This window comes from Streptomyces sp. 3N207, from assembly GCF_052246355.1.
Taxonomy (GTDB): Bacteria; Actinomycetota; Actinomycetes; order Streptomycetales; family Streptomycetaceae; genus Streptomyces.
Genome location: NZ_JBQQBV010000014.1, coordinates 214935 through 222533 on the forward strand (window position 1 = coordinate 214935; position 7599 = coordinate 222533).

The following is a 7599-nucleotide window of genomic DNA, read 5'->3' on the forward strand; positions in this document are numbered from 1 at the left end:
GAGCGTTGTTAGCACTCAACGAGTGAGAGTGCCAGGAGGAAGAACGTGCCGACGTACCAGTACCAGTGCACCGAGTGCGGCGAGGGCCTCGAGGTGGTGCAGAAGTTCACGGACGACTCGCTGACCGAGTGCCCCAGCTGCCAGGGCAACCTCAAGAAGGTCTTCTCGGCGGTCGGCATCGTCTTCAAGGGCTCCGGCTTCTACCGCAACGACAGCCGCAGCTCCTCGTCGAGCAGCAGCTCCGCCTCCAAGAGCTCCTCCTCGGACTCGTCGAGCAAGAACGGCGACTCCAAGAGCTCGTCCTCCACTTCGGACTCGGCGTCTTCCGGCTCGTCCTCCTCGGAGTCGAAGTCCTCCGGCAAGAGCGACAGCAAGAGCACTGCCAAGGCGGGCACTTCGGCCTGAGCCGCCGCTCCGAGGGCCTGGCGACGGGCCCGCTCACTCCCCCTGCCCAGCGCCAGGCGTACGCCCTTAGGGTGACCGCATGAGCGAACAGGCAGAGATCGGTGTCATCGGCGGTTCCGGCTTCTACTCCTTCCTCGACGATGTGACCGAGATCACCGTCGAGACGCCCTACGGCCCGCCGAGCGATTCCCTCTTCCTGGGCGAGACCGGCGGTCGCCGAGTCGCATTCCTGCCGCGCCATGGCCGCGGCCACCATCTGCCGCCGAACCGCATCAACTATCGCGCCAACATCTGGGCGCTGCGCTCGGTGGGCGTACGGCAGATCATCGCGCCCTGCGCGGTCGGCGGTCTCCAGCCGCAGTACGGCCCCGGCACGCTGGTGGTGCCGGACCAACTGGTGGACCGTACGAAGTCGCGGCAGCAGACCTTCTTCGACGGAGAGCGCCTAGCCGACGGCACCATTCCGCAGGTCGTCCACGTCGCCTTCGCCGACCCGTACTGCGAGGCCGGCCGCCAGGCCGCGCTGCGGGCTGCCCGCGGCCAGGGGTGGGAGGCGGTCGACGGCGGCACGATGTGCGTCATCGAAGGCCCGCGCTTCTCGACCCGCGCCGAGTCCCGCTGGCACGCGGCGCAGGGCTGGGCCGTCGTGGGCATGACCGGGCACCCCGAAGCGATCCTCGCCCGCGAGCTGGAGCTGTGCTACTCCTCGCTGGCCCTGGTCACAGACCTGGACGCGGGCGCCGAAGCCGGTGACGGTGTCTCCCACGAGGAGGTGCTGCGCGTCTTCGGCGAGAACATCGGGCGGCTGCGCGAGGTGCTTTTCGACGCGGTACGCGAAATGCCCGCAGCGGACGAACGCAAGTGCGAGTGCGGGGCGGCGTTGGGCGGGCTGGAGCCCGGGATCACGCTGCCCTGACCGGGAGAGTCCCCCTCCCGGGTGACGGAGTTGTCCACAACTTCCCAGTCATCCACAGATTTTCGACGCCTTCAGCGGGATTCCGTCGAGGGGTTCACCGTAGTCACCGAAGGCCGTGACCAGGCGGTGCTTCTCCCTGTGATGGCTGGTGGTGAGCGTCGTGCCCCGATTTCGGAACCCGGTTCCCGAGGAGTCCCTTCCCCGTACGCGGCTGCGCGCCCCCGTTCCCGACTTCCCACCCGTGCGTGCTGGACGGGGCTCCCGTCGGCTGCGGCGGGGGCTGGGGCGCCGCAGGGTCCTCGCGGCCGCGCTGGCCGTCTCGGCTGCAGGGCTTGCGGTCGGTGCCCCGGGCGGCGGTGCGGCGGACGACGCCGGCAGCGGTGGGTCCGGCGCCGCTGGGGGACGGCAGGGCGCTGAGAGATCTGTCACGGAGCAGAGTGCACAAATGGCTCCCGTCTCCTCGCCGGTAAGGATCGCCGACCCCGCAACGGTCCGGCTGCTGAACCCCGGCGACAGGATCGATGTACTGGCGAGCACGTCCAAGAGGGCTTCCGCCCGGGTAGTGGCCACAAATGTCCGAGTGGCCCATGTGCCGAAGTACGGCGACACTGTCTCGGGCGGCGGAGCCGAGGGCGCGCTGATCGTTGTCGTCGTGCCCCGGCGCGCAGCGGCAGCGCTGGCGGGCGCCGCGGCGAAGTCCCGGTTGGCGGTGACGCTGTGCTGAGCCGTCTGCGGCCTCTGTCACGCCTGGGGCGCCAGGGTCGTATGTGCATGAACCACTGCGTCCGAGGGCAGGTGAGCCGCCGGTCCCTTTCGTGGGCGCTGTCCGCAGTGCCGTGTGCTCTCGGTCTCCCGCTCGCAGTCAGCATCGTCACTTGGTTCTGGAAGAGGAAGTCCGTTGAGCAACGACGCACCCGCACCCGAGAAGAAGGGCGTCCTGGCCGGCTTCAAGGAATTCCTGATGCGCGGCAACGTGGTCGAACTGGCCGTTGCCGTGGTCGTCGGAGCAGCCTTCAGCAAGATCGTCGACGCAATCGTCAACGGCTTCATCAACCCGCTGGTCGGTGCCATCGGAACCAAGGATCTGGACAAGTACCGCTCCTGCCTCAAGGGACCTTGCGAGATCAGTCCCACAGGCGAGGTGACCAAGGGCATCACGATCCACTGGGGCCCTGTGCTCAGCGCCACACTGACCTTCCTGATCACGGCGGCGGTCGTCTACTTCCTGATGATCCTGCCGATGAACAAGTTCAAGGAGCGCCAGCAGGCAAAGGCCGACCCGGTGGAGGTGCCCAAGACCGAGGTCGAGCTGCTCACGGAGATCCGCGACGTGCTGCTCGCACAGCACACGGGCCAGGATGGCTCTTCCGGCTCCCAGGACGGCTCCGGGCCGGCTGGTCCGGACGGCTCGGTGGGGCCGCAGCGCGGTGGTGGCGTCAGCACTCACAAGTAGCGCGGCAGTCCGCAGGGGCGGCGCAGCCCTCCCGGCCGGGCAGCGGGCCCAGTGCTTGCCCCAGTGGCGGCAGTGGCTCCTCCGCGGACGGCTGGACCGTGCGGAACAGGAATCAGGCAGTCCGGCGCTGTGTGCGGACGTTGTGCGGGCTGCTGGTCCGGACTCAGATGTGGTGGGGCGGCTTCTCGTCGAGGAAGCGGGCGAGGTCGGCGTTCGCTCCCCCGGATGCGCCGCCTGCCCCCTCGCCCCAGCCCTGGTCGGCGTCGTCCGAGGACGGGCGGCTCAGCGGGTCGTCGAAGACCAGCGAGGCCGCCGCATCACGCGGCATTTCCGGCCGGAGTGAGGACTGCGGTTCGACGCTCATGGCTCAAGCGTACGGCCGTCGCAAGCGCCTGCTGGTATTGATGCTTCATGGACACTCACGACGCCCAGGGGCCGCGCCCCGTGCAGGAGCCGCCGACCGGTACTCGGGACGCGCTGACAGACGTGCCCGGCCTGCGCGTGGGCCACGCGCAGCGGACGGAGGACGGCTGGCTGACCGGTACAACCGTGGTGCTGGCTCCGGAGGAGGGCGCGGTCGCGGGGGTGGACGCACGGGGCGGGGCACCGGGAACGCGCGAGACGGACGCCCTGGACCCACGGAACCTGGTCGAGCGCATTCACGCCGTCGTCCTCAGCGGGGGCAGCGCGTTCGGTCTGGACGCCGCCTCGGGCGTGATGAGCTGGCTGGAGGAGCAGGGCCGTGGCGTACCGGTGGGTCCCGACCCCCGGCAGGTGGTCCCTGTGGTCCCGGCAGCGGTCATCTTCGACCTGGGGCGCGGGGGCCGCTGGAGCGCGCGGCCGGATGCGGCGCTGGGTCGTCAGGCGGTGGAGGCGGCGGCCTCGACGGAGCCGGGCGCGCCGGTTGCGGAGGGCAGTGTGGGGGCCGGGACGGGGGCCGTGGTCGGCGGCCTCAAGGGCGGGATAGGCACGGCGAGCACCCGGCTGGCGTCGGGAGTGGTGGTCGGCGCACTGGTGGTCCTCAATGCCGCAGGCTCGGCGACGGATCCGGCGACGGGCGTCCTCTACGGCGAACTGGCCGACGGCCTGCCGCACATCCCGTCCGAGGACGAGCACGCCGAGGCCGAGATGCTGCGCTCGGAAGCGAAGGAGGAAACCGCGAGACGGGCCGCGGGCACGCTACGGCCGGCCTTGAACACCACGCTGGTGGTGCTCGGGACGGACGCGAGTCTCAGCCGCCCCCAGGCACAGCGGCTGGCGGGCAGCGCCCACGACGGGCTGGCGAGGGCAGTGCGTCCGGCGCATCTGATGCACGACGGCGACACGGCCTTCGCGCTGGCCGTGAGCTCACGCGAGTTGCAGGGCGGCGAATTCAACGAGGTGCTGGCCGCAGGTGCCGACGTGGTGGCCCGCGCCGTGGTGAAGGCGGTACGGGTCGCGGATGGTGTGGATGGGTCCGGCGGCGTCTTTCCCTCGTACACCGACCTCTACGGCCCCGCGCTGTCCGAACCGGAAGGAGACAACTCCCCGGAGGAGGACCTGGAGCACGGCGCCGGGGGCTGACGGGGCCGTGGCGCTGGAAGCCGACGGGAGCACGGGGCTCCAAGGCGGCGGGACCACAGCGCCGTGAGGCGGAGGAAGCGTCCGCCGGGGTGGCCCCGGCGACGGACCGCGGAACGGTGCCGCCGCCGGGTAGGCCGTCGAGTGGGACCAGCTCAGACGCTTGCCGGAATGCGGGCCTCGGCGCCGTCCTTCGCCGGGGTGGTCTCCACCTTCGGGGCCTGCTTTCGGGCGCCCTTGAGGAGGAGGGTGGTACCGGCCGTGACGACGGTTCCGGCCGCGATCGCGACGAGGTAGAGCAGCGGGGAGCCGATCAGCGGCACGACGAAGATACCGCCGTGAGGCGCCCGCAGTGTGCTCCCGAAGGCCATCGAGAGCGCGCCGGTGACCGCTCCGCCCGCCATCGAGGCGGGGATCACCCGCAGCGGATCGGCGGCGGCGAACGGAATCGCTCCCTCACTGATGAAGGAGGCTCCGAGCACCCAGGCGGCCTTGCCGTTCTCCCGTTCGGTCTTGGTGAAGAGGCTTCCGCGCACGGTCGTGGCAAGGGCCATGCCCAGGGGCGGCACCATTCCGGCGCCCATGGCGGCCGCCATCACCATCAGGCTGCCGTTGCCGGGGTCGGCGCTGGCGATACCCCCGGTGGCGAAGGTGTAGGCGACCTTGTTGACCGGCCCGCCCAGGTCGAAGCACATCATCAGGCCGATGAGCAGCCCGAGCAGGATGGCGTTGGTCCCGGTCAGCCCGCTGAGCCAGTCGGTCATGGCCTTCTGCGCGGTGGCGATCGGCTTGCCGACGACGACGAACATCAGCGCGCCGACGATCGCCGACGAGATCAGCGGGATGACGACGACCGGCATGATGCCGCGCAGTACGGCCGGGATATTGACCTTCTGAATGGCCATCACGAGGCCGCCCGCGAGCAGACCCGCCACCAGGCCGCCGAGGAAGCCCGCCTCGATCTGGACGGCGACGGCACCGCCCACGAAACCAGGCACGAGACCGGGCCGGTCGGCCATGCCGTAGGCGATGTATCCGGCGAGGACGGGCACGAGGAAGCCGAAGGCGAGCCCACCGACCTGGTTGAGCAAAGCGGCCCAGCTGTGGGCCTCGGTCCACACGAAGTGGTCGGCCACGGACTTGGCGTTGGCGACCTCGTACCCGCCGATGGCGAACGACAGGGCAATCAGCAGGCCGCCCGCGGCGACGAACGGAACCATGTAGCTGACGCCGGTCATCAGCCAGGTCCGCAGCCGGGTTCCGAACCCGTCTCCTTCCTCGGCGCCCTGGTCCATGGGGGCGGTGGCAGAGGACTTGGGCGCGGTCTCCCCGCGTGCGGCCTTGTTCCGCGCCTCCTCGATGAGTTCGGCGGGACGGTTGATGGCGGCCTTGACCCCCACATCGACGGTGGGCTTACCGGCGAAACGTCCGCGCTCCCGTACTTCGACATCGTGGGCGAAGATCACGGCGTCGGCGGCGGCGATCACCGAGGGGTCGAGCCGCTGGAAACCGGCGGAGCCCTGGGTCTCCACCGTCATCACAGTGCTGGACGCGCTCTCCTCGGCCGCCCTCTCCAGGGATTCAGCGGCCATGTAGGTGTGGGCGATCCCGGTGGGGCAGGAGGTGACGGCCACGATCCGGAAGGGCTCGGGGGCCGGCGCCGCATCTCCCTGGATGCCGGGCTCCGGCGGCTGCGTGTGCTCAGGCCGCTCGGGCTCTGTATCCGGATCCGCCGGCCGTGGCTCCGCCGTGCCGTGCGCCGACTCAGTGGTCTCGTTCGGCACCTCGTTCGCCGCCTCGGGCTGCTCTGCCGACGAGGGGGTCGCCGGGTCGGCGTCGCCACGTATGAGCGCACTCGCCCGTTCCGGGTCAGCTACGGAGCGGAGAGCATCGGTGAACTCGGGGTCGGCCAAGTGCCGTGCGAGCGAGGACAGGATGGTCAAGTGGTCGCTGTCCGCGCCGTCGGGGGCCGCGATCAGGAAGACCAGGTCCGCAGGACCGTCCGTGGCACCGAAGTCGATGGGCGACCGCGGGCGGCCGAAGGCCAGCGTGGGTTCGGTGACGTGAGTGCTGCGGCAGTGGGGTATGCCGATGCCTCCTTCGAGGCCCGTCGGCATCTGTGCCTCGCGGGCCTCGACATCGGCGAGGAACCCTTCGAGGTCGGTGACGCGGCCAAGCGACACCATCCGCTCTGCGAGCGAACGGGCGGCATCGGACTTTGTGGTGGCGGACAGATCGAGGTCGACCAGTTCCGCTGTGATCAACTGGCTCATCGGACGGCTCCGTTGACGTCGGGGAGAAGGGGGAGGTCCAAGGGGACGTCGGTGGTCACGGTGACCGCTTCCGGACGGATGTCGTCCGGAGTGGGCATTTGGCTGCCGGGCAGCTGGACGGCGGCCGCGCCGTGTGCCACGGCCGAGACAAGCGCCTGGGCGCGGGCGCCGCCGGCCGTCAGGAAACCCGCCAGCGAGGCGTCACCCGCGCCCACATCGCTGCGGACGGTGGCGACGGGGGCGGTCGCGAAGTAGGTGCCAGTGGTGTCCACGAGGAGCTGTCCCGTGGCGCCGAGGCTGGCCAGCACCGCTCCCGCGCCCGCCGCCCGTACCTCGTCGGCTGCCTTGACGGCGTCGCCGACGGTGGTGAGGGGGCGGCCGACTGCCTCGGCGAGTTCGTCGGCGTTGGGCTTGACCACGTCGGGCTGTGCGGAGAGGGCTGCCGCGAGAGCGGGTCCCGAGGTGTCGAGCGCGACACGGACCCCGTTCTCGCGGGCCCGGGTGACGACTGCCGCGTACCACTCATGGGAGAGGCCGCGCGGAAGGCTGCCGCAGCACACGAGCCAGCGTGCCCGGCTCCTGGCGGCTTCGGCGGCCAGCGTGTCCAGGAGGGCGCGGGATTCGCCGGCGCCGATGTCGGGCCCAGCGGCATTGATCTTGGTCAGGGTGCCGTCCGGTTCGGCCAAGGAGATGTTGACGCGGGTCGAGCCCCGCACCGGTACGCCGGCCACCGCGATACCGAGATCGCTGAGGAGCTGCGAGAGGAGGGCACCTTCGGGGCCACCGACCGGGAGTACCGCGACTGTGGGGTGCCCCGCCGCGGCCACCGCGCGAGAGACATTGACGCCCTTGCCTCCCGGGTCGACACGGTCGGCACCGGCCCGCAGTACGGCCCCGCGGTCAAGGGCCGGTATCTCGTATGTGCGGTCCAGGCTGGGATTGGGGGTGACGGTGAGGACGGTCATAGGGGGTCCAGGGGGTCGGTGCAGTAC

General features: G+C 70.7%; 8 protein-coding genes. 5 read left to right on the forward strand and 3 right to left on the reverse strand.

Annotated elements, in window-relative coordinates:
• The first annotated feature begins 45 nt into the window (after positions 1-45).
• The 4 genes from ACTWP9_RS22765 (at position 46) to mscL (ending at position 2774) form a co-directional block, all read left to right on the forward strand.
• A complete protein-coding gene (locus ACTWP9_RS22765) occupies positions 46-405 on the forward strand; it encodes an FmdB family zinc ribbon protein (RefSeq protein ID WP_443248079.1) in 360 nt (119 codons plus the stop codon).
• Positions 406-484: 79 nt separating this feature from the next.
• The gene (locus ACTWP9_RS22770) at positions 485-1321 is read left to right on the forward strand and encodes an S-methyl-5'-thioadenosine phosphorylase (RefSeq protein ID WP_443248080.1); all 837 of its coding nucleotides are present in this window, start codon (positions 485-487) and stop codon (positions 1319-1321) included.
• 445 nt (positions 1322-1766) lie between these two features.
• Positions 1767-2045, forward strand: a complete 279-nt coding sequence (locus ACTWP9_RS22775) for a hypothetical protein (RefSeq protein WP_443248081.1) — start codon at positions 1767-1769, stop codon at positions 2043-2045.
• Between the two features lie 174 nt (positions 2046-2219).
• Positions 2220-2774 carry a large conductance mechanosensitive channel protein MscL gene (mscL, locus tag ACTWP9_RS22780; RefSeq protein ID WP_443248082.1) on the forward strand — a complete coding sequence of 185 codons (555 nt, stop codon included), beginning with the start codon at positions 2220-2222 and terminating at the stop codon, positions 2772-2774.
• Between the two features lie 163 nt (positions 2775-2937).
• On the opposite strand, the gene ACTWP9_RS22785 is transcribed toward mscL, so the two are convergent.
• Positions 2938-3138 (reverse strand): hypothetical protein, encoded by a 201-nt coding sequence (locus ACTWP9_RS22785; protein WP_443248083.1) that lies wholly within the window; start codon positions 3136-3138, stop codon positions 2938-2940.
• Between the two features lie 47 nt (positions 3139-3185).
• On the opposite strand from ACTWP9_RS22785, the gene ACTWP9_RS22790 reads away from it, so the two are divergent.
• Entirely contained in the window at positions 3186-4337 is a 1152-nt protein-coding gene (locus ACTWP9_RS22790) for a P1 family peptidase (protein WP_443248084.1), read from the forward strand.
• Between the two features lie 152 nt (positions 4338-4489).
• Here the strand turns inward: ACTWP9_RS22790 and ACTWP9_RS22795 are convergent, their stop codons facing one another.
• Entirely contained in the window at positions 4490-6607 is a 2118-nt protein-coding gene (locus tag ACTWP9_RS22795) for a fructose-specific PTS transporter subunit EIIC (protein WP_443248085.1), read from the reverse strand.
• Complete coding sequence (gene pfkB / locus ACTWP9_RS22800) at positions 6604-7572, reverse strand: 1-phosphofructokinase (protein WP_443248097.1); 969 nt, start codon at positions 7570-7572, stop codon at positions 6604-6606. Before pfkB ends, ACTWP9_RS22795 begins: the two co-directional genes overlap by 4 nt.
• Positions 7573-7599 lie beyond the last annotated feature (27 nt).

Coding starts and splice junctions, on each gene's coding strand:
- ACTWP9_RS22795 (WP_443248085.1), bottom strand. CDS start 6,607: ATGAGCCAGTTGATCACAGCGGAACTGGTCGACCTCGATCTGTCCGCC.
- ACTWP9_RS22770 (WP_443248080.1), top strand. CDS start 485: ATGAGCGAACAGGCAGAGATCGGTGTCATCGGCGGTTCCGGCTTCTAC.
- ACTWP9_RS22775 (WP_443248081.1), top strand. CDS start 1,767: ATGGCTCCCGTCTCCTCGCCGGTAAGGATCGCCGACCCCGCAACGGTC.
- pfkB (WP_443248097.1), bottom strand. CDS start 7,572: ATGACCGTCCTCACCGTCACCCCCAATCCCAGCCTGGACCGCACATAC.
- ACTWP9_RS22790 (WP_443248084.1), top strand. CDS start 3,186: ATGGACACTCACGACGCCCAGGGGCCGCGCCCCGTGCAGGAGCCGCCG.
- ACTWP9_RS22785 (WP_443248083.1), bottom strand. CDS start 3,138: ATGAGCGTCGAACCGCAGTCCTCACTCCGGCCGGAAATGCCGCGTGAT.